Raw genomic sequence first — 25,640 nt, forward strand, 5'->3', positions numbered from 1 at the left:
AGGATTACGCGAACGCATGCTGCAGGCGGTGGATCGACCGACTCCCGCGATTCACAGTACCCGCCGACTGCAGTGCTCTCAGGGGAGTGGCCCTCTTACCCGTGAGTAGGTGTTGTGGACCCGGTCACCCTTTGTCTGCGATGTCTTCGAGGACGGCGACTAGGGTCCGCACAGGCACGCCGGTGCCACCCTTGGCGGTGTATCCCCATGGGCCGCCCGAGTTGAATGCCGGGCCTGCCACGTCGACGTGGGCCCATCCGACGCCGTCCGCGACGAACTCGCGCAAAAACATTGCGGCCGAGAGCATTCCACCAAACCGGTGGTTGGTGACGTTCGCTAGATCCGCGACCCGTGAGTCGAGGTCGGCGCGGAGCTCGGGCGGCATCGGCATCGGCCATCCGTTCTCCCCGACGTTCTGCGAGACGGCGGCGACGCGGTCGCGGAACTCGTCGGTGCCGAGCACGCCCGGGGTCCGGGTACCCAGAGCGACCATCTGCGCACCCGTCAGGGTAGCGGTGTCGATCAGGTAGTCGGGCTCGTCCTCGCAGGCGCGGACGATGGCGTCCGCGAGGACCAGGCGCCCTTCGGCGTCGGTGTTGAGGACTTCGACGGTGGTGCCGCCGTACTGGGTCAGGACGTCGCCTGGGCGCTGGGCCGTCCCGGACGGCATGTTCTCGGCCATCGGGACGGTCGCGACGACGGTGACGTCGACGTCCAGACGCGCTGCGGCGACGGCGGTCGCGATGACTGCTGCCGCACCACCCATGTCGGAGGTCATCGCCTCCATGCCTGCTGCGGGCTTAAGGGAGATGCCACCGGTGTCGAAGGTGATTCCCTTGCCGACGAGAGCGACCTTCTTGTCCGAGCCCTTCGCCTCGTGGATGAGGCGGACCAGCCGCGGCGGACGCGAACTGCCCTTGCCGACGCCGATGATTCCGCCGTAGCCGGCTTTGGTGAGTTCGGTGTCGTCGAGAATCTCGACGCGCAGGCCGGCCTGGCTGCCCAGGACGCGGGCACGCTCGGCGAACTCGGCGGGGAACAAGTGACTCGGCGGAGTGTTCACCAGGTCGCGGGCGATCGCGACGGCGTCGGCGACGGCCACCGCGTGGTCGAGTTCGGCCCGGTTCTCCTTGGTCTTCGGAGCCAGCAGTCGCACCTTCGACGGAGGCCGCTCATCCGAGCGCGACTTGTCGGTGCGGAACTCGTCGAACCGGTATGCCCCGAGGTAGAAGCCTTCGGCGACGGGGCCGATCGCGGCGGCCGAGAGCGTCGATGCGACGGTGGCGACGCCGTCCAGCGCACGGATCGCAGCGCCTGCGGCCTTGCGTAGCGCTTCGGCGTCGTCGGGTTCGTCGCCGAGTCCGACGGCGAGGATCCGGGACACCGGCAGTGACGCGGGTGCGGGGATCGTCGTCAGCGAGCCGGACTTATGGGTCGCTCCCAACGCGTGCAGCGAGGTCGTCACGCGGTCTGCAGTCTCGTCGTCGAAAAGATCGTCGGCGACTAGCAGAGTCGGCGGTTCGCCGTCGGCATCCGGGGCGGTCAGGCCGATCACCAGGACGTCGTCGTCCTTGGCGATGGCGGTGGTCAGTTCGATGCGCGGGCCGCGTTCGCGGGCGGAGAAATCGTTGCTGCTCACAGAAGTCAACTCTGCCACAGGCGTGTGTACCCCGAGTCGGTGCGGGCGATACCGTATCGGGCATGACCGAACTCCTCGCAGGCCCCATCGCCGACCGCCACGCAGCCTTGCACGCATCGTTCGCCGAATTCGGCGGCTGGGACATGCCCGTGTCGTATTCGGGCACCGTTGCCGAACACACGGCGGTCCGCGAGGCCGTCGGCATCTTCGATGTCAGCCACCTCGGCAAGGCGCTCGTCGCCGGCCCGGGCGCGGCCGCGTTCGTCAACCGGGCACTGACCAACGACCTCGGCAAGATCGTGCCGGGCAAGGCTCAGTACACGATGTGCTGTGCTCCCGACGGTGGTGTGATCGACGATTTGATCACGTATCTGGTCGGCGACGACGAGGTCTTCCTGATCCCGAACGCCGCGAACTCCGCGGCTGTGCTCGACGCAATGCGCGCAGTGGCTCCCGACGATATCGAGATCACCGATCTGCACCGCGAGTACGCGGTGTTCGCGGTGCAGGGGCCGCAGTCGACGGACGTCCTCGAAGCGCTCGGCCTGCCTACTGGGATGGACTACATGGCGTTCGCTGACGCCGAGATGACGGTCGACGGTGCGGCCCGCCGGGTTCGAGTCTGTCGGACGGGATACACCGGCGAGCACGGTTACGAGATCCTCCCGCTCTGGGCCGATGCGGGAGTCGTGTGGGACTCGCTGATCGCGGAGGTGACGGCTCGAGACGGTCTGCCCGCCGGACTCGGCGCTCGCGACACGCTGCGCACGGAGATGGGCTATGCGTTGCACGGACACGAGTTGAGTGCCGACGTCACACCGGTACAGGCGCGTAGCTCGTGGGCAGTCGGCTGGGACAAGCCCGAGTTCTTCGGGCGCGACGCCCTCGTCGCCGAACGGGAGGCAGGCCCCTCGCGTCGTCTCTACGGGCTCAAGGCGACCGGCCGCGGAGTCCCTCGCGCCGACTGCACCGTCCACACGCAGGCGGGCGGTGAGCAGATCGGTGTGTGCACGTCCGGGACCTTCTCGCCGACGCTCAAGCAGGGCATCGCCCTCGCATTCATCGATGTCGCGTCCGGGATCAAGAAGGGCGCGACCGTCGTCGTCGACGTCCGCGGACGCGCACTCGAATGCGAAGTGGTGTTGCCGCCGTTCGTCGAGGGGCACGTCTGACTCCCGGTCATCGCGTGCCGGGCACGCGCAGACCCGATTGTGGGTCGGCGTTAGAATTGTCGGCATGACCTTGGAGTTCACCTGTACCGAACATCCGCACCCCGTTTCCGAAGGTCGCCGCGCCGAGATCCTCGCCGCGCCGGGTTTCGGCAATTACTTCACCGACTACATGGTCGTGATCGACTTCGACCGGGGTCGCGGCTGGAACCGAGCACGGGTGACGCCGTACGGTCCTATCGCGCTGGATCCGGCGGCGATGGTCCTGCACTACGCGCAGGAGATCTTCGAAGGCCTCAAGGCGTACCGGCAGCCCGACGGTTCGATCGCGGCGTTTCGCCCGGAGGCCAACGCCGAGCGGTTCAACACGTCGGCACGTCGTCTCGCGATGCCGGAACTCCCGGAAGACGTGTTCGTCGAGTCGCTGCGTCAGATCCTCGCCGTCGACAATGCGTGGGTCCCGCCTGCGGGCGGCGAGGAGTCGCTGTACCTGCGGCCGTTCATGATCGCGACCGAGGCCAGCCTCGGCGTGCGTCCGTCCGACCAGTACCGGTACGCGCTGATCGCCTCGCCTGCAGGCGCCTACTTCTCCGGCGGCGTGAAACCGGTCAGCGTGTACTTGAGCACCGAGTATGTGCGTGCCTCTCCGGGCGGCACCGGCGCAGCGAAGTTCGGCGGCAACTACGCTGCCTCGCTTCTTGCGCAGGCGCAGGCTGCGGAGAAGGGCTGCGACCAGGTGGTCTGGCTCGACGCGATCGAGCGCCGCTACATCGAGGAGATGGGCGGCATGAACCTGTTCTTCGTGTACGGCTCGGGCTCGGAAGCACGACTGGTGACGCCCGCGCTGAGCGGATCGCTGTTGCCGGGAGTCACCCGTAAGTCGTTGTTGACGCTCGCCGCCGACGCCGGGTACGCGGTCCAGGAGCGGAAGATCTCCACCGACGAACTCGCGGCCGACGTCCGGTCGGGCGAGATCACCGAGGTGTTCGCGTGCGGTACCGCTGCAGTCATCACCCCGGTCGGACGCGTCCTGAGCGACACCGACGAGTACACCGTCGCCGACGGCGAGACCGGTGAGGTCACGATGGCGTTGCGGGACACCCTGACCGGGCTCCAGCGTGGCCTGTTCGCCGATACCCACGGTTGGATGACCACACTGCACCCGGCCCGCTGAGGAGCCCCTCAGACGAGCAGGACGACCAACGTGAGGACAGTCGACAGTTCGATGGCGGCACCGATCACGTCGCCGGCGATCCCGCCCATTCGTCGTCGGCAGTGGGCGGCGAACGCGTAGGAGAACACGGCGACGGCGGCGACCGCGCACAGCGCGCGGATTCCGAGCGGCCAGGCGGCCGCTGCGGCGACGGCGGTCCACACGAGGATCGACCACCGTTGGGTTCCGGCGACGAGTGCGCCGAAACCGGTACTGTTCGCGGGCGGCAGTCCCGCACGGCAGACGTAGACGGCGGTCACGCGGGCGAGAGCGACGGCGAACACGATGTCCCACCACTGTTCGCTCGCCGACAGTGCGCCGAAAGCGGCCGCCTGAGCTCCGAGCACGATAGCGAGGCTCGCGGCGCCGAACGGTCCGACGTCCCCGCTGCGCATCACCTCCCGGACGCGCACCTCATCGCCGTAGCAGCCCAGACCGTCCGCCGTGTCGGCGAGGCCGTCCACGTGCATGCCGCGAGTCGCGAGGGCCAGGAGTGCGACGACGAGGACTCCAACGAGCAGGTCGGGGAGCGCGGTCAACGAGAGTCCATACGCCGCGGCCGCGGCGATGCCTCCGAGCAGCGCGCCGACCAGCGGAACAGCCGTGATCGCGGCGCCACCGGCTCGGCGGTCCATCTGGACGCGGGGCGCGGGAACCGGAGCGACGGTCAGCCAACTGACTGCGATGCCTACTGCCGTGAGAGGGTTACGCCCCATCGCTGACGCCGGCCTCGTCGAATGTGGCCATGTCGATCAGGATGTCCACGGCCGACATGACGACCGACAGCGCGGTCAACGCGCCGGTGCCTTCGCCGAGCCGCATCGACAGATCGAGGATCGGCTCCAGACCGAGACTCTTGAGGGCGAAGGCGTGCGCGGGTTCGGTGGACTGGTGGCCTGCGCGCCACCACGACGACGCGCCCGGAGCCATCTGCTCGGCGACGAGCGCGGCCGCGGTCGTGACGACACCGTCCAAGATCACCGGAGTCCTGCGGACTGCGGCTTGTGCATAGAAGCCTGCCATCGCGGCGAGGTCTGCCCCGCCCACTGCCGCCAGCAGCGCCAGCGGCTCATTACGGTAGCGGCGCCCGAAGCGCATACCGTCTCGGATCGCGGCGGTCTTGCGGATCCACGTCTCGTCGTCGATTCCGGTACCGCGGCCCACGACGACCACCGGTTCCTTGTCGGCGATGGTGCCGATGAGAACGGCGGCCGGAGTCGTGTTCCCGATCCCCATGTCGCCCGCGATCAACAGGTCTGCGCCGGAGTCGACGAGCCCGTCGGCGATAGCACGGCCGGCTGCGACCGCACGCCGTGCCTCGGCGATCGTGAGGGCTTCGCCGCGTCGCAGATCCCCACTGGAGTGCCGCACCTTGTAGTCGGTCACGACAGCGTCAGGATCGGAGAGGTCGATGTCGGCGGCGATGTCGAAGGCGTGCACACTCGCGCCGACACGGCGGGCGAGCACGTTGACGGCGGCGCCACCCGCAGCGATGTTCGCGATCATCTGTGCGGTGACTGCGGGTGGGTAGGCCGAGACTCCGTCGCGGGCGACGCCGTGGTCGCCGGCGAACACGGCCACCGCGGGAGCGCTGAGTCGACGCGGTGGACACTCCGACTGGCATGCCGACACCCAGGCCCCGAGTTCCTCGAGGAGCCCGAGCGAGCCCGGAGGCTTCGTGAGGGTCAGCTGGCGGGCTTCCGCCAGAGCTACGGTCTCGTGGTCGGGAGGGTCGATCGCGACGAACACTTCGGCGTCGGTCCCGTCGGGCACGGCGCGAGGAACGAATTCGACGGTGCGCATCTCGTGTGCCTGCGCCGCATCGGGTGAGGGGGCCGGGGCAGGCACGGCGGTCGCGCTCGTCCCCGGGGCGGAATCTGCGATGGCCGAGCTCGCAGTATGTGATTCGGCGGTGTCTGATTCGGCAGCGTCTGAACCCACGGGGTTGGCCGTGTCGGCGGGGAGGTCGAGCACCCGACCCGCGACGACGAGCCGGACCGAGTCCACGACCCGCGCGACGCGGGCGTTCAACGCGCCGAGTTCGTCGGCGAAGCGTCGCCCGGCGGCAGTCGGTGCGACAACCGACAACCCGACCTCCGGGCTGACGATCGCGAGCTCGCCCCGGTGGTCGGCGATCGCCGCACACAACTCGTCGACGTCGTCGACGACGGACACCGCCTGGTCCTCCCACGCGCCAGCGCGGTCGATGACACCGGTCAACCAGGTGCCGAGATCGTCCAACAGGACGGCCGCAGTGCGGTCGGCGCGGAGCTGGGCTGCGGGATCGGTCGTCTCGACCGTGCGGAACCGTTCTGGCCGCCGGTCGCGATGCGCTCGGACGCGCGCGTCCCACGCGGCGTCGTCTGCGGGCACGGAACCGGTCGCCAAATAGCGGACCTCGCCGGCATCGGCGAGGAGGCGTTCGGCGTGTGCAGACTTGCCTGATCGGGTCCCACCCAGGACCAGGGTGCGCACTTCTAGACCTTGTCGCCCGGCTTGACCAGTGGCTTCGGCGCACGCATCATGCGTAGCTGCATGGCGCGTGTAAAGGCGTACCAACCGAGCCGGAACCGGCTCTCCTGCGTGTCCGGATGACGTTCGCGGACACGCTTGTTGACTATTCGCCCCAGAATGTACGAGTCGATCGCCATGAACACGACGAACACGAGCAGCACCAGGTTCGCGATCACCGCGAGCTGGGGGATCATGATCGCGACGATCAGGAACACTGCGAACGGCATGAACAGTCCGGCGAAGTTGCGGCGCGAGTCGACGATGTCACGGGTCAGGCGACGTGCGGGCCCCTTGTCGCGCGGCATCAGGTACTTCTCGTCGCCACTCATCATCTTCTCGCGCTGCTCGAGACGGGCCTCGCGACGTTTTGCGCTGAGTTCTTTGCGCTCGTCCTTGCTCATTGTCGACTTGAGCGCCTTCTTACGTGCGCGAGCCTCGGCGCGAGTGGTGGGCGGCGGTGCGACAGGCCCGCGGCGCTTGTTCTCGGCTTCGCGGCGTTTCGGCGTAGGTCGACCCTTGCCGGGCGTCAGCTTCGCCTTCTCGACGCGCGCTTCGTCGCCGTCGGCGTCGTCGGTGGTCTGGGCGTCGTCGACGGTGTCGTCGGTGCTCGTCGCATCGGACTTCCAAGGCAGCTTCACGCCTTCGAGACTAGGCGATGACGGGCGGCGGCCTGGAATCGGGCAGTATCCTGCGGCGCATGGAGGAACCAACGGGCGCCCGCAAGAGGTTTGTCGTCGTCGCGCCCGACGAGTTCGGCGGCACGCTCACCGCGACGGAGGCGGCGGCCGCGATCGTCGAAGGCTGGTCGTCGGAGCGCCCGAACGACACGTTCGACGTCCTGCCGCAGTCCGACGGCGGACCCGGATTCGTCGCGGTCCTTGCCGCCGCCGGAGCGGTGTCGGTGCGCACGACTCGGGTGCCGGGGCCGCTTGGCGTCCCGGTGACCGCCGAATACGGGATCGCCGCCGACGGCACCGTCTATCTGGAGGCCGCGCAGGCGTGTGGACTGACGATCCTCGGAGTCACGCCGTCCCCGCAGACCGCTTTTGCGGCGACGACGGTCGGAGTCGGGCAATTGATACGGGCCGCGCTCGCCGATCGTCCGCCCCGGATCGTCGTCGGACTCGGTGGGAGCGCAACGACCGATGGTGGTCGGGGAGCCCTCGAAGCGCTCGGCGGACGCGCCGCTGCCGCAGATCTACTACGCGATGTGGAAGTGATCGTCGCCTCCGACGTGGACAATCCGCTCCTCGGGCCCGACGGTGCGGCTGCCGTCTTCGGACCCCAGAAGGGCGCCGATCCGGCGGCTGTCGCGGCGCTGGAGGACCGACTCACCGCGTGGGCCGACGACCTCGCGACGAGCGGGCGGGACGTCCGCGACGAGCCGGGTGCGGGCGCGGCAGGCGGCCTCGGCGCCGCGATGCTGTGGGTCGGCGGGAGACGGCACCCGGGCGCGGATGTCGTCGGTGACGCGACCGATCGTCGGTCCCGGCTGGCCGCTGCGGACCTGGTGATCACCGGCGAGGGGCGGTTCGACTCGCAGACCGCGCACGGCAAGGTCGCCGCGGCGCTCGCGGCCGAAGCCGGAAGCGTGCCGGTCGTGGTGCTCGCCGGTCAGGTGGTCGGCGACCCCCGGATACAGGGGGTCGCCGGAGTGTGGTCGATGACCGAACACGTGGGTTCGATCGGTGCCGCGATGAACGACGCCGCGCCGTCGTTGACGAGCCTCGCTGCGTGCGTCGCCGCCCGATGGTCGGCGCGCGAGGCGTGAGGCGAGTACGCCGACGTTGCCGCGGGGCATGATGCGGGAATAACCATATGGCGGGTACCGTTGACCGTGTCAGACCGACGACATCTGATTCCGATCCGTGTCAGGCGATTGACGACAGACGTATTCAAGGAGCGCTCATGACCGTCCAGAACGAAACAACCGAGACCGGCATCCTGCTCAGCGACGCCGCAGCTGCGAAGGCGAAGGGTCTTCTCGACCAGGAGGGACGTGACGACCTCGCCCTGCGTATCGCAGTCCAACCGGGTGGTTGTGCCGGTCTGCGCTACCAGCTGTTCTTCGACGATCGCCAGCTCGACGGCGACGTCGTCTCCGACTTCGGCGGCGTGCGACTGGCTGTCGACCGGATGAGTGCCCCGTACGTGCAGGGCGCGACCATCGACTTCGTCGACACCATCGAGAAGCAGGGCTTCACGATCGACAACCCGAACGCGACCGGCAGCTGCGCCTGCGGCGACTCGTTCAACTGACCTTCGACGGTCCTCGACGGCCGCGATCCCGTACCGGGGTCGCGGCCGTCGTGCGTTGATCGAGCCCCCGGGTGATCGTGTGCGGTCGAGATCCCACTACGTTGGACAGATGTTCATTGCCGTCTGTGGGTCCCTCGCGACCGATCATCTGATGAAGTTCCCCGGAAAATTCGCCGACCAACTCGTGGCCGATCAGCTCGAGCACATCTCACTCAGCTTCCTCGTCGAAGACCTGGTTCTGCACCGGGGCGGTGTCGGCGGCAACATCGCCTACGCGCTCGGTGTACTCGGGAACGAGCCTCTGCTCGTCGGTGCGGCAGGCGGCGACTTTGACGACTACGAGGCGTGGCTCAGCGAGCACGGCGTCGACTGCCGAGGCGTCCAGCGGTCGCAGACCAAGCACACCGCCCGATTCATGTGCACCACAGACGAGACGATGGCGCAGCTCGCCACCTTCTACGCGGGAGCGATGACCGAGGCGGGCGACATCGATCTGGCGGCAGTCGTCGCGGACCGACGTCCGGACCTGGTGTTGATCGGAGCGGACGATCCGGCGGCCATGAGCCGTCACACCGCGGCCTGCCGTGCCGAGGGGATCGAGTTCGCCGCGGACCCGTCGCAGCAGTTGGCCCGTCTGGACGGGGAGGCCGCCCGAGACCTGATCGAGGGTGCTGCGTACCTGTTCACGAACGAGTACGAGTGGGGCCTGCTCAAGCAGAAGTCCGGGCTGTCCGACGCCCAGATCGCCGACCTGGTCGGAGTTCGGATCACCACACTCGGTTCGAAGGGAGTCGACATCATCGACACCGACGGATCGGTGACGCACGTGAACGTGGTGCCGGTGAACGAGCAGGTCGATCCGACGGGCGTCGGCGACGGCTTTCGCGCGGGCTTCCTGACCGGACTGAGCAAGGGTCTGAACTTCGAGCGCAGCGCCCAGCTCGGCGCGATGGTCGCGACCCTCGTCCTCGAGTGCGAGTCGACGCAGGGCTGGTCGTGGGATCCGGCCGCCGCCCGTGAGCGCCTGTCCGCCGCTTACGGTCCCGACGCGGCGCAGGAGATCGCCAACGCGATCTGAGGGGCACCCACTCGGCACGTCCTACTAGAGACGCACCGGGTAGTCGTGATCCTCGATATCAGGCACGACCGACCCGTCGACGAAGATCCCGTACCAGAGCATGAAGCAGACGACGGTCCAGATGCGCCTGCTGTTGTCGACGGTTCCGGCTCGGTGCTCCTCCAGCATCGCCAGAGTGAAGGCCTTGTCGACGATGTGATCGGTGTCCGACGTCGCGATCAGTTCACGTGCCCAGTCGTACATCTCGGTCCCTGCCAGCCAGTGGCGCAGGGGTACGGGGAAACCGAGCTTGCGGCGGTGCAGGACGTGCGGCGGGACGATCTGTTCGAGCGCCTTGCGCAGCGCGTACTTGGTGGTGTCGTGTGCGATCTTCTCGTCGTACGGGAGTTGCTCGGCGACAGCGAACACCTCCTTGTCCAAGAAGGGGACGCGTAGTTCCAGCGAGTTCGCCATGGTGATCTTGTCGGCCTTGACGAGGATGTCGCCGCGCAGCCAGGTGAACAGATCGAGGTGCTGCATCCGGGTGACGGGGTCCATCCCCTCGGACATGCGGTAGATCGGCGCCGTCACGTCCTGGTGCATCCAGTCGGGACGGAAGTTTCGCAGCACGGCGCGCAGTCGGGCGTCGTCGAAACTCCGGGCATTGCCGTAGTAGCGCTCCTCCAAGGAGAGCGAACCGCGGTGCAGGAGGCTCTTGCCACGAGTGCCTTCCGGAATGCGGTCAGAGACTCGCCCGGCGAGGCGACGAAGGCCCGCAGGCATCTTGTCGAACGATTTGAGCGACAGCGGCTCCTTATAGATCGTGTAGCCGCCGAAGAGTTCGTCGGCGCCCTCGCCGGACAGCACGACTTTGACGTGCTTGCGGGCTTCGGCGGCCACGAAGTAGAGCGGGACCAGGGCGGGGTCGGCGACGGGGTCATCGAGATACCAGATGATCCGGGGGAGCGCCTCGATGAACTCGCGCGGCGAGACGACCTTCACGATGTGACGCGCGCCGATGGCCTCGGCCGATTCGGCGGCGACGTCGACTTCGGAATACCCGTCACGTTCGAACCCGGTGGTGAAGGTGATCAGGTCGGGGTTGTGCTGGATGGCGAGTGCGGCGATCGCGGTCGAGTCGATGCCGCCGGACAGGAACGAGCCGACGGTGACGTCCGCGCGCATATGCTTTGCGACCGAATCGCGGAGCACGTCGGCGATCTCGTCGTACCGCTTCTGTGTGCTGTCCGGAGTGAACGGGCGAACCGGGAACTTCGGATCGAAGTAGCGAGTGACGACTGGTGCGACGCCGGGACTCAGCCTCGCATAGCAACCGGACTCCAAGCGGGTGATATTCGCGTGCAGAGTCTCGGGTTCGGGGACGTACTGGAGGACCGTGTAGTGCTCGATCGCCCGGTCGTCGAGTTCGCGATCCAGACCGAGACATTCGAGGACCTCGAGGAGGCTCTTCTTCTCACTGCCGAATGCAGTGCCCGCGTCGCTGGTCGCAAGGAACAGGGGCTTGATGCCGAACCGGTCGCGGGCGAGGAACAGTTCACGGGTCTGTGTGTCCCAGACGGCGAACGCGAACATGCCCCGCAGCTTCCGGACGATCTCGGGGCCCCAGTGATGAAAGCCCGCGACGATGGACTCGCCGTCACCCTCGGTCCGGAACTTCGTGCCGTACTCGGCGGTCAACTCCTCACGGATCTCGACGTAGTTGTAGATCTCGCCGTTGAAGACCAGGGCGTAGCGCTCTGGATCCTCGTCCGGGCCCCAGCGCAGGGGCTGATGCGAGTGCTCGATGTCGATGATCGACAGGCGGTTGAAGCCGAGCACGATGTCGTCGTCGTTCCACGTACCGGGCTCGTCGGGGCCTCGGTGTCGCATGCAGTGTGCTGCCGACGCGATCAATCCGGCCGTCGACGCCGCCGAACCGTCGCTGGTGAGCATTCCGAGCAAGCCGCACACGCTGACAAGCCTCATTTCCCGTCGATTGCAAGTACCGCGCAGCGGCGACCCGCAGGTGCATCCGCGCCGCGTCCACTATGCCGTAGAAGCACGCCGACGTGCGACATCTCTGGTGCCCCCTGAGGTCGACGCCACGCCGGGCCGGGCGAATCCGCAGGTCGCGTTACGCCGCGCCGACATCGGCTGACCCAATAGAGAAGTCATCCGCGGGTTGGACTACGCTGCGTAGTTACTAGGTGCAAGAATTGCGCAAGGAGTGGTTTGCTCCGCCGTGCGAACCTTGTGGAACAGCTCCCTGCCAGCAGGAAGGCGTGAAATTGACGAACCGTGGACGGCCGTCGGCACGACGACGAGTACCGGCGTCGCGCACGATCAAACGACTGAGTGCCCTCGCGGTCCTGGGTGTCGTCGTGCTGATGACGTCGGGCTGCAGTGCCGAACAGGCGCTGAACTTCGGTTGGCCCGAAGGCGTTACCCCTGAAGCGCATGACATGCGGGTGTTCTGGACCTGGTCGGTCATCGCAGCGCTGGCGATGGGTGTCCTGGTCTGGGGTCTGATCTTCTGGACCATCACCTTCCACCGCGGTAAGGCGAACGAGAGCGATGACGAGGTCATTCCGCGTCAGACCGGCTACAACGTTCCCTTGGAGTTGGCGTACACCGCCATCCCGTTCGTGCTGATCGCCGTGATGTTCTACTTCACGGTCGTCGTGCAGAACAAGGTGGAGACCAAGGAAGACAATCCGGCGGTCGTCGTCGACGTCACGGCCTTCCAGTGGAACTGGAAGTTCGGCTACAACTCGGTGAACGTCGACGGCAAGCAGCTCGTCGACGCCAAGGACTCCCGTAAGGGTGAGCCGTTCGACCTCCAGATCCCGAAGTTCCGCGAGCACGAAGGTGAGAAGGAACTCATCGAGGGTGCGGCAGGTGGACGCTCCGCAGAAGAGCGCAAGTACTTGACCTTCGACAAGATCGAGACGCTTGGCTCGTCGTCGACGATTCCGGTACTGGTTCTGCCGACCGACACGCGGATTCAGTTCGATCTGGCCGCCGCTGATGTCGTCCACTCGTTTTGGGTTCCTGAGTTCCTCTTCAAGCGCGACGTGATGCCTTTCCCGGATCAGAACCACACTGATTCGCAGTTCCAGATCAGTTCGATCGATCGTGAGGGCGCATTCGTCGGACGCTGTGCCGAGATGTGCGGCACGTTCCACGCGATGATGAACTTCGAGGTCCGTGCGGTGAGCCCCGCCGACTTCGCTCGCTACATCGCCTACCGTGATGCGAACCCTGAAGCGACGAACGCTGAAGCGCTCCAAGCGATCTGCCAGGTGCCCGAATCGGTTACCACCGTTCCGTTCGACTCTCGTCGCGTCTCGAACGACAAGACTCCGTCGGACCTCGGTGATGCTTCGAACACCAAGCTGACGGGTTGCACGCCTGCCAAGGAAGGTACGAACTGATGAAGGTCGAAGCACGGATCTTTGAAATCCTCGCGATGTTCTTCGTCGTGATGGGCATCATCTACGCGATCTGCACGTTCTTCTACCGGACCGGTGTCGAGTGGACCGGCGCCGTCTGCATGTTCTTCGCCGGCGGCCTGGCACTGATCGCAGGCACCTACTTTCGATTCGTCGCTCGCCGCGTCGAGATCCGCCCGGAAGACTACGAGGATGCTGAGGTCGAGGACGGCGCAGGCGAATTGGGCTTCTTCAGCCCGCACAGCTACTGGCCGATCATGATCGCCGGCGCCGCCGCGCTCTTCGCGGTCGGGTTCGCGAGCGCGAACCTCTGGTTCGCGATCGCCCTCGTGTTCGTCATCATCGGATCCGTCGCGGGCCTGGTCTTCGAATACCACGTGGGTCCCGAGAAGCACTGACCGATCGAGTGTCGACCGAAGCCGCATCCGGATACCGGGTGCGGCTTCGTCATGCCCACGAGTTGTCCGAAGCCGACCGAGACGTGCTCCGTGGGTTCCTGTATGACGCGTTCGCAGGCGACTTCGACGCCTCGGACTTCGATCACTGTCTCGGCGGCGTCCATGTGTTCGCCGAAGACGAGACGGGCATCGTCGGCCACGCTGCGGTGGTCCAGCGCAGGCTGATCGCAGGCGACACCGTGATGCGCACCGGGTATGTCGAGGCCGTCGCAGTCGCAGCGCGGACGCGTCGTCGCGGGATCGGCGACGCGATCATGGCACGGGTCGACGACATAGTGGTACGCGCGCACGACCTCGGCGCGCTCGGAGCCTCCGACGACGGGCGCCCGCTGTACCTGCGTCGTGGGTGGGAACCGTGGCGTGGACCGTTGGGCGTGCTCACAGTCGACGGAATACGGCCATCGCCGGGCGACGAGCGGCACTCCACACTCGTGTTGCGGACACCGTCATACGCCGACCTGGACACCACACAGCGACTGGTCTGCGACCTGCGTGACGGTTCGGACTGGTGAAGACCTCATGCTGAAGCGAGGATTCGTGAAGGTGTCCGACCCAGCCGACGGCCCGGATCTTCTCTGGGCGCCCGGCGTCGAGGAACGCCCGATCAGCTACAGCGTGACCGCCGAATTCATGTGCGGCGGATCCTGGCGGAGCATCGTCCCCGTGGCCTACGACGACATGGACCTCGACGTCGTGTTCCGCCTGCACGACCGCAGAGCCGAACCCGGCGCGGAGATCGAGCGGCCGACGGCCCTCGAACGACTCTGCCCGTCGCCGACCGCTGTCGACTATCTCGACGCCGCCGACGCACAGACGATGCGTCGGTGGCTGTGTGCCGACGATCCGGTGGTGCTCGCGTTCGCCATGCGTCTGACCCAACTGACGCCGTATGAGGCGCAGGCGATCGCGCGTGCAGCGCGCGGAACGGTGTCGGCGGACCTCTGCGACTCCGTGCTCCGCGCGGGTCCGGGCATGGAGCACTCTCCGGATTTCGTCGATCGCGCACTGACACATCTCCCGCGGGAGGCGCTCGGGACCAGCGGCAGACACCTCCTGGCGGCGATCGGGGCCGCGCCGATGCTCCTTCGTCAGACCGGAGTGCGCAACCTCGTCCTGCACCGCGCGAGCAAAGCCGAACTGCGCGCCGTGCTCGCGCCGTTCGTGGCGGTGTGTGGAGCGATCCCGAGCATCGACGGCCCGCATACCGCGGGTGCGCCGTCTCCCCAGGTCGAGCCTGCGACCTCGCCGCAGGGCGTCCGCGCATACCGCTGCGACGACACGACGACCAGGCTCCGCCTCGGCAGCCGATCGTGGCGCCCACAGGATGGTGACGTCATCGCGGTGGTGCCAGGCACAGCGCGGGTAGGCGACGTTGCGCTGGCGCGAGGGTGCACGCACCACCGTGTGCTCGCCGTGACAGACGGCCTGCGCGGGGAGGCCATCGTACAGGTGGAACCGCCCGTGTCCGCTGACGCCGATACCGCAGTCGTAGTCGCCGTCGACGACTGTCGCGACTACCTGGCCGACCATCCAGATGCTGCGGCGGAGCCGCTGCCCGCGGTCGGGCCGTCACCGATCCGTGCCGCTCCTAACGGAGATTCTCGTCGGTCCCGGCTATGGTCGCGAACCAGACCGCAGCGCCGAAACCGGGCCGGTCGGGACGGGGCCGCATCAGGGCTGCTGTGGACAGCGGCCGTCGCGGACCACGATCGTGTGCGTCGTGAGTACCTCGCGTACGAGATGGATCCGGAACTCATTCTGCTCTATCCATCGGTGACCGATGTCGGGGCGGACGAGACGGCAGCGTTCCTCGATGCGGTCGGCGAAGCCGACGCGCTGCGCACCGACGGACCGGTAGACGAATCGCACGCCACGGCGTATCGACGCGCGGTGTCGCGTCTTGTCCGGAGTTGGACGGCGTGTGAGGACGCCGGTCGTCGCCGCGGGCATTCACTGCTGCCGCGCAAAGATGCAGACGACCTCTCCACGGCTGTCAAGCTCTTGCGACACGCACGATCGTCGACGACGGACGTCGAGCGCGCCGCCTACCTGGAACGGGCGCAGACGATCATCGACGCAGTCGCCGGTCGTAACCACGTCAGGTTCACTCCGCGCTCCCGGGAGCTCCTCTCTACGCTCGCTGTCGCCGCGCTCCGTCCACCGGATGCCTGAGGAACACACTGCCAGTGGGGGAGTGAAGTAGCAGACCGGCACCAGTGACCACGAACGACGACGGCCGCCCCGCGAGATGCGGGACGGCCGTCGTCGGAAGAGAGGTGACCTCAGTCGAGCGGGTTTCCGCCCTTGGTCTGCAACTCTTGGATGGCCTTCTTCTCGGCCTCGTGCTGTTCGTGCGCGATCCGCACGTTCTGCGCCTGCTCCTCCGCGGTGTCCGGGATCAATACGGTTCCGGTGCCGGGAGCGCCCGCCGAGCCGAGCTTGTTCATCCGCTTCGGCAGTGCAGCGCCCTCGTACGGGAGCGGGATCGGGTGACCGTGGTCGTCGACCGGGCCGAGCGGCTGATGCATCTCGATGTACTCGCCCTGCGGCTGTCGACGGATGATGCCCGTCTCGATTCCGTGGGAGAGGACAGCGCGGTCGCTTCGCTGCAGCGACAGCGCCCAACGGTAGGTGATGAAGTACACCAACGGAGGCAGGACGATCATGCCGATACGTCCCATCCACGTCGTCGCGTTCAGCGAGATGTGGAACTTCAGCGCGATGATGTCGTTCATACACATCAACGTGAGGATGATGTAGAACGTCAATGCCATCGCGCCCGCTGCGGTGCGGACCGGAGCGTCACGCGGACGCTGCAGAAGGTTGTGGTGCGCGTAATCGCCGGTGAGCTTCTTCTCGATCCACGGATAACCGAACAGCAACCCGAAGATCACGCCGATGACCAGCACGACCCAGAACACGGCGGGAACCGTGTAATTGCCGAGATAGAGCTCCCATGCAGGCATCAGTCGGGCGAACCCGTCCGTCCACATCATGTAGATGTCGGGTTGCGAGCCCGCGGAGACCTGCGCAGGGTTGTACGGCCCGATGTTCCAGACCGGGTTGATCTGGAACACGCCCGCGATCAGTGCCAGGAAGCCGAACACGATTGCGAAGAAAGCGCCGCCCTTGGCCGCGAAGACCGGGAGGATGCGAACGCCGACGACGTTCTTCTCGGTGCGACCCGGGCCGGGGAACTGCGTGTGCTTCTGGTACCAGACCAGGGCGAGGTGTGCACCGATCAACGCCAGGATGATGGCCGGGAAGATCAGGATGTGCAGCACGTACAGGCGCGGAATGATGATGTCGCCCGGGAAGTCGCCGTTGAACAGGGCCCACTGGACCCAGGTTCCGACCAACGGGATCGACAGGACGATGCCCGACATCGCGGCACGGACGCCGGTGCCCGAGAGCAGGTCGTCCGGAAGCGAGTATCCGAAGAACCCCTCGAACATCGCCAGCAGCAGCAAGAAGCAGCCGATGATCCAGTTGGCTTCACGCGGACGACGGAACGCGCCGGTGAAGAAGATGCGAGCCATGTGCAAGATGATCGACGCAGCGAACAGCAGCGCTGCCCAGTGGTGGATCTGGCGCACGAACAGGCCGCCGCGGACCTCGAACGAGAGGTTCAGCGTGGTCTCGTACGCGCGGCTCATCGTCACACCGTTGAGCGGCTCGTACGCGCCGTCGTACTGGACGTGCGACATCGACGGATCGAAGAAGAACGTGAGGTAGGTACCCGACAGCAACAGGATGATGAAGCTGTAGAGCGCCACCTCACCGAGGAGGAACGACCAATGGGTCGGGAACACCTTGTTGATCTGTCGGCGCATGCCAGCAGCGAGGTGATACCTGGAGTCGACCCCTTCGGCCTGCGCGGCGACACGGTCGGCGACTGTCATGACTTACGCTCCCAGAAAGCAGGTCCGACGGGCTCGATGAAGTCGCCTTCATTGATGGTGCTGTTGGCGACCAAGTAGCCCTGGTTGTTAACAGTGATAGGCAGCTGAGCCAGCGCGCGTGCGGCGGGTCCGAAGACCGGCTTGCAGAACTCAAGCGCGTCGAACTGCGACTGATGGCATGGACAGAGGACGCGATGAGTCTGCTGCTCGTACAGCGACGTCGGGCATCCGAGGTGGCTGCAGACCTTCGTGTACGCGTAGTAGTCGCCGTAGTTGAAGCTCTCCTGGCCGCGACGTTTGATGACCTTCGCGTTGTCCTCGGGGCGGAAGCGAATGAGCATGACCGAGTTACGGATGCCGCGAATGCCTTCGAGGAGCTTGTGGCGGGATTCTTCGGTCTCGCCGTAGCCGTCCGAGACGCGCCACGGGAACACGGTCTCCATGCCTCCGGCGTCCAGATCCTCCGGACGGACGAGCGCCACCTGGTACGGGTTGCCGGTGTCGCGCCGCAAGAAGACGGTCTCGCCCTTCTTCTCATTGAAGATCGGTGACCACCCGGTGTTCCACAGGGGAGCGTCATCGCGCTTGGCCCACGGGTTCTTGATGAGACCGCCGACCGCGGCGACGCCGCCTGCGAGTCCGAGTGCTCCGAGGCCAAAGACTGCGGAACCGAGGATCATCTTGCGACGTCCCAGGGTGCTGGTCTGGGCCGTGTCCTTGAGTTCGGCGACGATAGTCTGCTTGTCTACCTCCGACGAACCGCCGTCGTGGCGGTCCTGCACCGAGATCTCCTGCGGGATGAAACGCTTGGTGATCTGGATTACGCCGAAACCGAACGACAGGATTGCTCCACCGAAAGTGACGCCGAGCAGCGGAGTGTAGAACGTGTACGCCCAGTAACCCTCTTCCTCCGGCATGGTGAATTCCCACCGGTTCCAGATGAAGAGCGCGAAGCCGGCGATGGCGAGCACCCCGGCGATGACGAACCAGACCGCCACTGCGAATTCAGAGCGCTTCTCGGCCTTCGTGCCCGGCTCGGGGTAACGCTCGGCGCGGTGGATGATCTCCACCCCGTCGAGATTCGTGCCGAGACGAACCTTGTCTTCGTGGGACATCGCCGCGAGATCCTCGTCGGATGGGATGTCCTTATTCGAATCGCTCAATTTCGTGATCCAATCCACATGGCGCCAGCGATGATGACCGCTCCGCCGACAACCCACATCACCATGCCTTCCGAGGCTGGCCCGAATCCACCGAGACCCAGACCGCCCGACGGGGCGGCGGTGTCCGCGTAGCGGATGAAGCCGATGATGTCCTTCTTCTCATCGACCGACAGCTGCCGGTTCGAGAACTTCGGCATGTTCTGAGGTCCGGTGAGCATTGCGGTGTACAGCTGTTGCGGGTTCACGTCCGAGAGCGGGGGAGCGAACTTGCCGCCGGAGAGCGCGCCGCCACGGCCGGTGAAGTTGTGGCATGACGCGCAGTTCATTCGGAACAGCTCGGAGCCGCGGCCGAGGTTCTCACCGCGCAGCTGATCCATCTGCAGCTCGGGGAATCCGTTCTCGTCACGCTTGATCTGACCGTCTGCGTTCGTGACGTACATGGCGCGGGGTCCGCCGCCCATCGCCTGAATGTAGGCGCCGAGCTGGTCGATCTGGGCTTCGGTGAACTTGGCCGGCTTTCGCTGCGCCTGCGCTTCACCGCGTGCAGCGGGCATACGTCCGGTGGACACCTGGAAGTAGACTGCCGCGTCGCCGACTCCGATCAGCGAGGGAGCGCGGTCCGCGACACCCTCGAGGTTCGCTCCGTGGCAGGTGATGCACGACGTGTCGTACAACTGCTTGCCCGCAGTGATCATGCTCGATTCGAGGTCGTCTGCAGTGGCGACCTGTGGCTTCGGGCTGAGGAGGCCTGCGATCAGACCGGTGGCGACGAGGCCGAGGAGCAGGAAGATCGTTCCAGTGGCGCGACGGCGGAGCTTGCGACGCGCCTTGGAGCGCGACGCCGTCGAGGCCGTGGGCTTCGGCGAACTCGGTGGAGATGATCTCATCGGTGACTCTCTACTAAGCGGTTGGACTGGTTTCTGGTGAACCGGGCTGAGTGGTTCTGTGCCGTCACGGCTAGCGGATGAAGTAGATCACCACGAACAGTGCGATCCACACGACGTCGACGAAATGCCAGTAGTACGAGACCACGATGGCCGCAGTCGCCTGGGCGGGCGTGAACTTCGACAGCCGGGTACGGATCAGAAGGAAGATGAACGCAAGGAGTCCGCCGATCACGTGCATGCCGTGGAATCCGGTAGCCATGTAGAAGACCGAACCGTATGCGTTCGAGGACAGGGTCAGGCCCTCGCCGACCAGTGTGTAGTACTCGTAGGCCTGGCCGCAGACGAAGAAGGTGCCCATCACCAGAGTGAGGGTGTACCAGCGGCGCAATCCGAAGACGTCCCCCCGCTCAGCTGCAAAGACACCGTACTGACAGGTGACCGAGCTGAGAATCAGCACAAGGGTCACCGGTACGGCGAGCGCGAGGTTCAGGTGGGCAGGCGGCTGCGGCCACCCGTCGGCAGCATTGGCCCGCGCGACGAAGTACATCGCGAACAGGCCGGCGAAGAACATCAACTCGCTCGACAACCACACGATGGTGCCGACGCTGACCATGTTCGGACGGTTCAGCGAGTGCACGCGTGAGGTGATGGCGGTTCCGGAGTTACCCACAGCGCTAGTCACAACAAGAAGTATGACGGTACGTAGTAACCGATTTCCAGCCGGGTCGGTAAATCGGTTCGGCACAACCGTTCTGCGCAGGTAGACGTCGGTACCGGGAACGGTCTCCGGCGTGTCCGTTCTCGGGGTCAGCGGGGCGTGGTTTGCTCGTTCCCATGAGTACTTACAGCACCGGTAGCCTGTGGAAGCGGTTCGCGCGAGGGTTTCGGCGTGGCGGTGAGCAGTCGCGGGTCGCCCGAGTGGACGATACCGACCTCGTGGTCGTGGTCTCCAGTGACGACGATGCGGTCGCGACGTCGACGGTCTTGGACGCGGCGGACTTCTCCTCAGATACGCCCGTCGTCCTGCGCCACTTGATCGCGGTGCCGGAATCCGCCGTCGAGTCAGCCGTCGCATCAGCGGCGCTTGAGGGCTACGTCGAAACGGCGGGGCTGGACGACGATCCGGACGTCGGAGCGGAGTTCGTCCCGGTCTCGCTCTCGCGCGTGCAGCGGGTCGATGCGCGCACTGTGTCCCAGGAACGCTCTCGTGTGGCGAGCCTCGCCTCGAGAAGCGGCGGTGTCAGTGTCGGGTGGGCCGTCCTCGACGTCCCGGGTGATCGATAGCCCGCGTGATCGATAGTCTTGGATACGTGAGCATCCCGGAACACACATGGCCGCAGATCCTCGGCAAGGCTACAGACGGTGTCGATCTGTCGGCGGAGGAGGCCGCATGGGCGATGCGCGAGATCATGTCGGATGCGGCGACCGGAGCGCAGGTTGCGGCGTTCGGCGTAGGAATCAAGATGAAAGGCGCCGCGCCTGCTGAGTTGCGCGGTCTCTCGGACACGATGCTGGCGATGGCGAACCGGATCACGCTGCCCGGTGACGCGGTCGACATCGTGGGAACGGGAGGGGACCGCTCGCACACCGTCAACATCTCGACCATGACGTCCATCGTCGTGGCTGCGGCAGGCATCGCGGTCGTCAAGCACGGCAACCGCGCGGCCTCGTCCAAGAGCGGCGGAGCCGACGTGCTCGAGGCGCTCGGGGTCTGCATCACGCTGGGACCTGACGCAGTGACCGAGTGCGTGGCGAAGGTGGGGATCGGGTTCTGTTTCGCGCCGGTGTTCCACCCCGCGTTCCGCTTCACCGGTCCGCCGCGGAAGGAGATCGGCATCCCGACCGTCTTCAACGTGCTCGGCCCGCTGACGAATCCAGCCTCGCCCGAGGCTGGGCTCATCGGGTGCGCCTTCGAGGATCTGGCTCCCGTTCTGGCGCAGGCGTTCGCCGAGCGCGGCAACCGGGTGCTGGTGGTTCGGGGTGATGACGGGCTCGACGAGATCACGACGACCACGACGTCGACCGCGTGGCAGGTGTTCGACGGTCAGGTCCGGCGCCTGACGATCGATCCGCGTGAACTCGGCGTGGACTTCGTCGAGTTGGCTGCACTACAGGGCGGAGACGCGACGGTGAACGCTCAGATCGCTCGCGACCTGTTCGCCGGGGCGCATGGGGCTGTACGCGATGCCGTCGTTGTGAACGCGGCGGCTGCGATCGTCGCCTACGAACAGGCTTCCTTGTACGACGACGACAGTCTGCTCGCCGCGCTGCAGGCGGCTGTCGTACGAGTGGAGAAGATCATCGACGGCGGCGCCGCTGCTCGACTCCTCGACGATTGGTCGGCCCTGACCCGCGAACTGTCCTGAGGTACCGGTCTAGTCCTCGCCGATGGAGAAGCCGCCGTCGACCTCTGCGCTCGCATAGCTGCGGAATGCGATGTGGGTCGCGCTGGTGCGCACACCGGGAAGGCGGTTGATCCGGCCGGTGACGACGTCCGCGATCTCGTCGTGGTCGCGGACCCTGACCTTGGCGATCAGATCGACGTCGCCTGCGCACGAGTAGACCTCGGTGACGCCGGGGATGTCCGCGACCGCCTGCGCGGTCTCGGGAATCTTGTGGATGTCGGCCCCGATGAGAACGATGGCGGTGATCATGCCCCAACTCTAGCCGCGACCGGGTCCGGTGCGTCTCGGGCGCGGCGAGCCGCGCGCGAGAACTCGGTCCACCGCTGAGCCGATCCGATCGGCGAGTCCAGAGGCTCGGTGGTGCTCACCAGCCGCGCACCCGGCTCTGAGATCCACCGTTCGATGAGTGAGACCTCTTCGGCGGGAACTCCGCCGAGCGGACCCAGTCCTTCGCGTTGCAGTCCATCGGGTTGCAGTCCTCCCGGTTGCCGGACCGTCTTCGCCGCTGCTATGGCCATCTCGATCACCGGCATCGGCGGGACTCCCCGTTTCGCCTGTGCCGCACCGGCCAGCCGTCCGTAGCGGATCACACTGACGTTCCATCCGCCCGCGCCGTCCGAGCGGGCGACGACCATTTCCCGTACGCGCGCGACGGCTACGAGTCGCTGACACCGTGCGAGGACGTCCACGGTCGACGAGAGTCGGTCTCGTGCCCGGGCGGCCGATTCGAAACGTCGAGAGTCGGCGAGAAGCTGTAGCCGCCGGTGAAGGTCGGCGAGTAGAGCGTCGGACTGACCGGTCATCAGAGTGCGAGCGGCCTCGACCCGGCACAGATAGTCGGGGAGCGTCTGCGGCCGGTCGCTGGCCGCACGGCACACGCCTGGGAGGTGCGCGACCAGCGGATCGGGGAGTCCGACCGCGGACCGTTCGCCGGGGCACCAGTGGTGGTCTGCCCGTTTGAGTTTCTGTGTGCAACTGCGCAAGCCAGCCGCCGCACTGATGACATCCGCGACGTCGGTGGCCGTCGCACGACTGTGGACCGGTCCGATGGAGTCTGGTGCAGGCGTCCGGCTGACGGACAGTCGAGGGAACCGCTCTCGGCTCAGATTGATCCACCAGCCGCGGTGCGGGTTACGCGAACGACGGTTGTAGGAGGGTTTGTGCGCGGCGAGCAGAGTCAGTTCCCGTACTCCGGCTTCCAGATCGTGGGCGCACTCCACGTGGTCGACTCGTTCGGCCAGGGACACCATCTCGCCGATACGGGCGCGCGTGTCGCCGCCCGAGAAGTAGGACGAGACGCGGCGCCGGAGGTCGACGGCCGTGCCCACATAGAGGACTTCCTCTCCCGGACCGCGAAATAAGTAGACGCCCGGACGCCGCGGCAGGCCGGAGGCCATCGAACGCTTCGCCCGCATCGCCGGAGTCGCCCGCGGCAAGTATTCGGTGAGATCCCGATAGGTGTGCACTCCACGGTTCCCGACACGTTCGAGGAGTCTGTGGAACACGTCGACGGTCGCCCGCGCGTCGTCGAGCGCGCGGTGGGTCGGACGCACCGAGACGTCGAACAGGTCGGCCAATGCCGACAGCTTGACGCTCGGCGCCTCCTCTCTGGTGAGGATGCGTCGCGCCATCGCAACTGTGCACAGCGATGTGGTGAACGGCCAGGGGAGATTCATCCGGGCCGCGGCCTTACGGAGAAATGCGGTGTCGAAGCGCGCGTTGTGTGCAACGAGGATCGAGCCGCGCGCGAATTCGGCGAAAGCGGGCAGCACCTGCTCGATAGGTGGTGCGTCGTACGTCATCGCGGTGGTGATGCCGGTGAGGGCGACGATCTGCGGCGGGATGTCCCGGCCGGGGTCGACGAGTGTCGCGAACTCCCCGAGGACTTCGCCGCCCCGGATCTTGACCGCACCGATCTCGGTTATCGCATCGGCGTCGGAACTCCCGCCCGTGGTCTCCAGGTCGACGACAACGAGCGTCGTCTCGAACAACGAGCGCTCGGCGAACTCGTCGTCGTCGAGATCAGCGAACGACAGCTGTCCTTGCGTCATGGTCTGCACCGTAGGCCCGACCTCCGACAAACGCCTCTGGCGACGGTGCCGGGACTGATCGCACTGACTCTCGATCACACGGGACGGCCCGATTCGTTCGATGCCGGATTGTCAGAGGGCGCTCGTAGTCTGCACCCGAGGTTGAGATAAACGGCCTTGCCGCGACACGCCGACCATCGGCCAGACTCGCGGGATCGTGCCAACGAGCATCAAATGAGAGGCGGATCACAATGCGAATCGACTGCGCGAGCTGTCCCGGGCGGAACCGTAAGTGCGACGGATGCATGATGCAGGTGTTATTCAACCCTGTCACCAGCGGGTATGGCGCATCGTCTGACGAATTGGATATCGCGGATGCCGTTGATGTGTTCGTCGACACGGGGATGATTTCCGACGAAACGGCACTCGATGCCTTAGCCGGTGTCACTGCAGGTCACGCCGGATTCCGCCCGGATCAGCGCGACTGGCTGCGCGCGGTCTGACACGACGCAGTGTCGCAATCGGGCCGAGGCTGGTGGACATCGGCGTCGGGGTTTCGTAATCTTTTCGAGACTTTCCACTCAGGGTGATCCCCCAGCATAGGGAGACCGTCCGGAGAGTCACCGCCTAATCGCCTTCACCCTCCGGAGGCGAACCGGGGAACCACTTCTTTCGAGGGCGTGTGAGAACGCGCCGGCGAATCGGGGTGAATCGCGGCCTCAGGTAGCCAGTCCTGGGAACGCGTAGGGCCATTTCTTCCGGCCCGAACCCGACAGCTAACCCGGTCGGCGGTCAGGGAGACAACAAGGAGTTCAGAAGTTCAGTGGCTAAACACCGTTTGGACAAGCCCGGCACTGGCCGTAAAGCTGCAACGACTGCGGTAGTCGCGGGCTCGATCGCCATCGGCGGATCGCTCGCACTCGCAGCAGGCCCCGCGGACGCAGCGCCCGTGAAGGTCCCCGGCATCGGCAATTTCGATGTCCCGGACAACCTTCTGCCGAAGGCGCCGAAGTTCGACCCTCAGGGTCCGATCGGCACCCCGCAGCAGGTTCGCGCCAAGAAGGCGTTGCACTACGCAGAGTCGAAGATCGGCTCGCCGTACGTGTACGGAGCTTCCGGCCCCAGCTCATTCGACTGCTCCGGCCTCACCTCGTGGGCGTACCGACAGGCAGGCAAGACCATCCCCCGTGACAGCTACGGCCAGATGGGCGGCGGCAAGTCGATCTCGTCGATCGCAGCTGCACGTCCCGGCGACATCCTGGTGTTCAACGGCGGCGGCCACGTCGGTCTTTACGCGGGCAACGGTATGTTCGTTCACGCGTCGACCGAAGGCGTGCCCGTCAAGCGCGACAAGGTCAAGAACTGGAGCGTGACGAGCATCCGCCGTTACTGAGCGTTCTCTCGTCTGTTGTGAAATCTTGAGAACCGGGCGGGTCATGCGCGATACGCGTGTGGCCCGCCCGTTCGGCATTGAAGGAATATGTGGTGGACA

General features: G+C 66.2%; 24 protein-coding genes and 1 riboswitch. Of the genes, 13 read left to right on the plus strand and 11 right to left on the minus strand.

The window, feature by feature from the left end; translation table 11 throughout:
• Window positions 1-124 precede the first annotated feature (124 nt).
• Complete coding sequence (locus tag ACTIMF_RS02595) at window positions 125-1,639, minus strand: leucyl aminopeptidase (RefSeq protein WP_442348710.1); 1,515 nt, start codon at window positions 1,637-1,639, stop codon at window positions 125-127.
• A 62-nt stretch (window positions 1,640-1,701) separates the two neighbouring features.
• Here ACTIMF_RS02595 and gcvT point away from each other — a divergent pair, with 62 nt between their 5' ends.
• Window positions 1,702-2,811 (plus strand): glycine cleavage system aminomethyltransferase GcvT, encoded by a 1,110-nt coding sequence (gene gcvT / locus ACTIMF_RS02600; RefSeq protein ID WP_442348711.1) that lies wholly within the window; start codon window positions 1,702-1,704, stop codon window positions 2,809-2,811.
• Between the two features lie 64 nt (window positions 2,812-2,875).
• Entirely contained in the window at window positions 2,876-3,982 is a 1,107-nt protein-coding gene (locus tag ACTIMF_RS02605) for a branched-chain amino acid aminotransferase (protein WP_442348712.1), read from the plus strand.
• Window positions 3,983-3,990: 8 nt separating this feature from the next.
• Here the strand turns inward: ACTIMF_RS02605 and ACTIMF_RS02610 are convergent, their stop codons facing one another.
• From ACTIMF_RS02610 to ACTIMF_RS02620, 3 genes are read right to left on the minus strand one after another with little or no spacing between them, the layout of a single operon-like run.
• Complete coding sequence (locus ACTIMF_RS02610; protein WP_442348713.1) at window positions 3,991-4,737, minus strand: adenosylcobinamide-GDP ribazoletransferase; 747 nt, start codon at window positions 4,735-4,737, stop codon at window positions 3,991-3,993.
• Window positions 4,727-6,496, minus strand: a complete 1,770-nt coding sequence (gene cobT, locus ACTIMF_RS02615; RefSeq protein ID WP_442348714.1) for a nicotinate-nucleotide--dimethylbenzimidazole phosphoribosyltransferase — start codon at window positions 6,494-6,496, stop codon at window positions 4,727-4,729. Before cobT ends, ACTIMF_RS02610 begins: the two co-directional genes overlap by 11 nt.
• A gap of 2 nt (window positions 6,497-6,498) precedes the next feature.
• Complete coding sequence (locus ACTIMF_RS02620) at window positions 6,499-7,173, minus strand: DUF3043 domain-containing protein (RefSeq protein WP_442348715.1); 675 nt, start codon at window positions 7,171-7,173, stop codon at window positions 6,499-6,501.
• A 59-nt stretch (window positions 7,174-7,232) separates the two neighbouring features.
• Between ACTIMF_RS02620 and ACTIMF_RS02625 the strand changes: the two genes are divergently transcribed.
• From ACTIMF_RS02625 to ACTIMF_RS02635, 3 genes are all read left to right on the plus strand, one after another.
• On the plus strand, window positions 7,233-8,306 hold the full coding sequence (locus ACTIMF_RS02625; RefSeq protein ID WP_442348716.1) for a glycerate kinase family protein: 1,074 nt from the start codon (window positions 7,233-7,235) through the stop codon (window positions 8,304-8,306).
• A 137-nt stretch (window positions 8,307-8,443) separates the two neighbouring features.
• Window positions 8,444-8,794, plus strand: coding sequence for a HesB/IscA family protein (locus ACTIMF_RS02630; RefSeq protein ID WP_237011102.1), 351 nt, complete (start codon window positions 8,444-8,446; stop codon window positions 8,792-8,794).
• Window positions 8,795-8,903: 109 nt separating this feature from the next.
• A complete protein-coding gene (locus ACTIMF_RS02635; protein ID WP_442348717.1) occupies window positions 8,904-9,872 on the plus strand; it encodes a carbohydrate kinase family protein in 969 nt (322 codons plus the stop codon).
• Between the two features lie 24 nt (window positions 9,873-9,896).
• Here ACTIMF_RS02635 and asnB read toward each other — a convergent pair whose 3' ends face one another.
• Window positions 9,897-11,822 carry an asparagine synthase (glutamine-hydrolyzing) gene (gene asnB, locus ACTIMF_RS02640; protein WP_442348784.1) on the minus strand — a complete coding sequence of 642 codons (1,926 nt, stop codon included), beginning with the start codon at window positions 11,820-11,822 and terminating at the stop codon, window positions 9,897-9,899.
• Between the two features lie 311 nt (window positions 11,823-12,133).
• Between asnB and ctaC the strand changes: the two genes are divergently transcribed.
• The 4 genes from ctaC to ACTIMF_RS02660 are packed head-to-tail and all read left to right on the plus strand — an operon-like array spanning window position 12,134 to window position 15,933.
• The gene (ctaC, locus tag ACTIMF_RS02645) at window positions 12,134-13,285 is read left to right on the plus strand and encodes an aa3-type cytochrome oxidase subunit II (RefSeq protein WP_442348718.1); all 1,152 of its coding nucleotides are present in this window, start codon (window positions 12,134-12,136) and stop codon (window positions 13,283-13,285) included.
• Window positions 13,285-13,701 (plus strand): cytochrome c oxidase subunit 4, encoded by a 417-nt coding sequence (locus ACTIMF_RS02650; RefSeq protein WP_442348719.1) that lies wholly within the window; start codon window positions 13,285-13,287, stop codon window positions 13,699-13,701. The genes ctaC and ACTIMF_RS02650 overlap by 1 nt, the downstream gene beginning before the upstream one ends.
• A gap of 8 nt (window positions 13,702-13,709) precedes the next feature.
• A complete protein-coding gene (locus ACTIMF_RS02655) occupies window positions 13,710-14,273 on the plus strand; it encodes a GNAT family N-acetyltransferase (RefSeq protein WP_442348720.1) in 564 nt (187 codons plus the stop codon).
• Between the two features lie 7 nt (window positions 14,274-14,280).
• Window positions 14,281-15,933 carry a hypothetical protein gene (locus ACTIMF_RS02660; protein WP_442348721.1) on the plus strand — a complete coding sequence of 551 codons (1,653 nt, stop codon included), beginning with the start codon at window positions 14,281-14,283 and terminating at the stop codon, window positions 15,931-15,933.
• A 110-nt stretch (window positions 15,934-16,043) separates the two neighbouring features.
• Here ACTIMF_RS02660 and qcrB read toward each other — a convergent pair whose 3' ends face one another.
• The 4 genes from qcrB to ctaE all read right to left on the minus strand — a co-directional run bounded on the left by qcrB (window position 16,044) and on the right by ctaE (window position 20,395).
• Entirely contained in the window at window positions 16,044-17,663 is a 1,620-nt protein-coding gene (gene qcrB, locus ACTIMF_RS02665) for a cytochrome bc1 complex cytochrome b subunit (RefSeq protein WP_442348722.1), read from the minus strand.
• A complete protein-coding gene (gene qcrA / locus ACTIMF_RS02670) occupies window positions 17,660-18,826 on the minus strand; it encodes a cytochrome bc1 complex Rieske iron-sulfur subunit (RefSeq protein ID WP_442348723.1) in 1,167 nt (388 codons plus the stop codon). The genes qcrB and qcrA overlap by 4 nt, the downstream gene beginning before the upstream one ends.
• Window positions 18,823-19,713: a cytochrome bc1 complex diheme cytochrome c subunit gene (gene qcrC, locus ACTIMF_RS02675; protein ID WP_442348724.1), complete on the minus strand. Its 891-nt coding sequence runs from the start codon at window positions 19,711-19,713 to the stop codon at window positions 18,823-18,825. Before qcrC ends, qcrA begins: the two co-directional genes overlap by 4 nt.
• A gap of 70 nt (window positions 19,714-19,783) precedes the next feature.
• Entirely contained in the window at window positions 19,784-20,395 is a 612-nt protein-coding gene (gene ctaE, locus ACTIMF_RS02680; protein ID WP_442348725.1) for an aa3-type cytochrome oxidase subunit III, read from the minus strand.
• Window positions 20,396-20,547: 152 nt separating this feature from the next.
• On the opposite strand from ctaE, the gene ACTIMF_RS02685 reads away from it, so the two are divergent.
• Both ACTIMF_RS02685 and trpD read left to right on the plus strand, forming a co-directional pair.
• Entirely contained in the window at window positions 20,548-20,997 is a 450-nt protein-coding gene (locus ACTIMF_RS02685) for a hypothetical protein (protein ID WP_442348726.1), read from the plus strand.
• A 26-nt stretch (window positions 20,998-21,023) separates the two neighbouring features.
• The gene (trpD, locus tag ACTIMF_RS02690) at window positions 21,024-22,079 is read left to right on the plus strand and encodes an anthranilate phosphoribosyltransferase (RefSeq protein WP_442348727.1); all 1,056 of its coding nucleotides are present in this window, start codon (window positions 21,024-21,026) and stop codon (window positions 22,077-22,079) included.
• 9 nt (window positions 22,080-22,088) lie between these two features.
• On the opposite strand, the gene ACTIMF_RS02695 is transcribed toward trpD, so the two are convergent.
• Both ACTIMF_RS02695 and ACTIMF_RS02700 read right to left on the minus strand, forming a co-directional pair.
• Window positions 22,089-22,367 (minus strand): Lrp/AsnC family transcriptional regulator, encoded by a 279-nt coding sequence (locus ACTIMF_RS02695; RefSeq protein WP_442348728.1) that lies wholly within the window; start codon window positions 22,365-22,367, stop codon window positions 22,089-22,091.
• Window positions 22,364-24,169, minus strand: a complete 1,806-nt coding sequence (locus tag ACTIMF_RS02700) for a DEDD exonuclease domain-containing protein (RefSeq protein WP_442348729.1) — start codon at window positions 24,167-24,169, stop codon at window positions 22,364-22,366. The genes ACTIMF_RS02695 and ACTIMF_RS02700 overlap by 4 nt, the downstream gene beginning before the upstream one ends.
• Window positions 24,170-24,453: 284 nt before the next feature.
• Here ACTIMF_RS02700 and ACTIMF_RS02705 point away from each other — a divergent pair, with 284 nt between their 5' ends.
• Together ACTIMF_RS02705 and ACTIMF_RS02710 are read left to right on the plus strand one after the other, a co-directional pair.
• Complete coding sequence (locus tag ACTIMF_RS02705) at window positions 24,454-24,651, plus strand: hypothetical protein (protein ID WP_442348730.1); 198 nt, start codon at window positions 24,454-24,456, stop codon at window positions 24,649-24,651.
• Window positions 24,652-24,762: 111 nt separating this feature from the next.
• Window positions 24,763-24,953, plus strand: a riboswitch (cyclic di-AMP (ydaO/yuaA leader).
• 18 nt (window positions 24,954-24,971) lie between these two features.
• A complete protein-coding gene (locus ACTIMF_RS02710; protein ID WP_442348731.1) occupies window positions 24,972-25,541 on the plus strand; it encodes a C40 family peptidase in 570 nt (189 codons plus the stop codon).
• Window positions 25,542-25,640 lie beyond the last annotated feature (99 nt).

Source organism: Gordonia sp. (in: high G+C Gram-positive bacteria), from assembly GCF_052106715.1.
In the GTDB taxonomy this organism is placed as follows: domain Bacteria; phylum Actinomycetota; class Actinomycetes; order Mycobacteriales; family Mycobacteriaceae; genus Gordonia.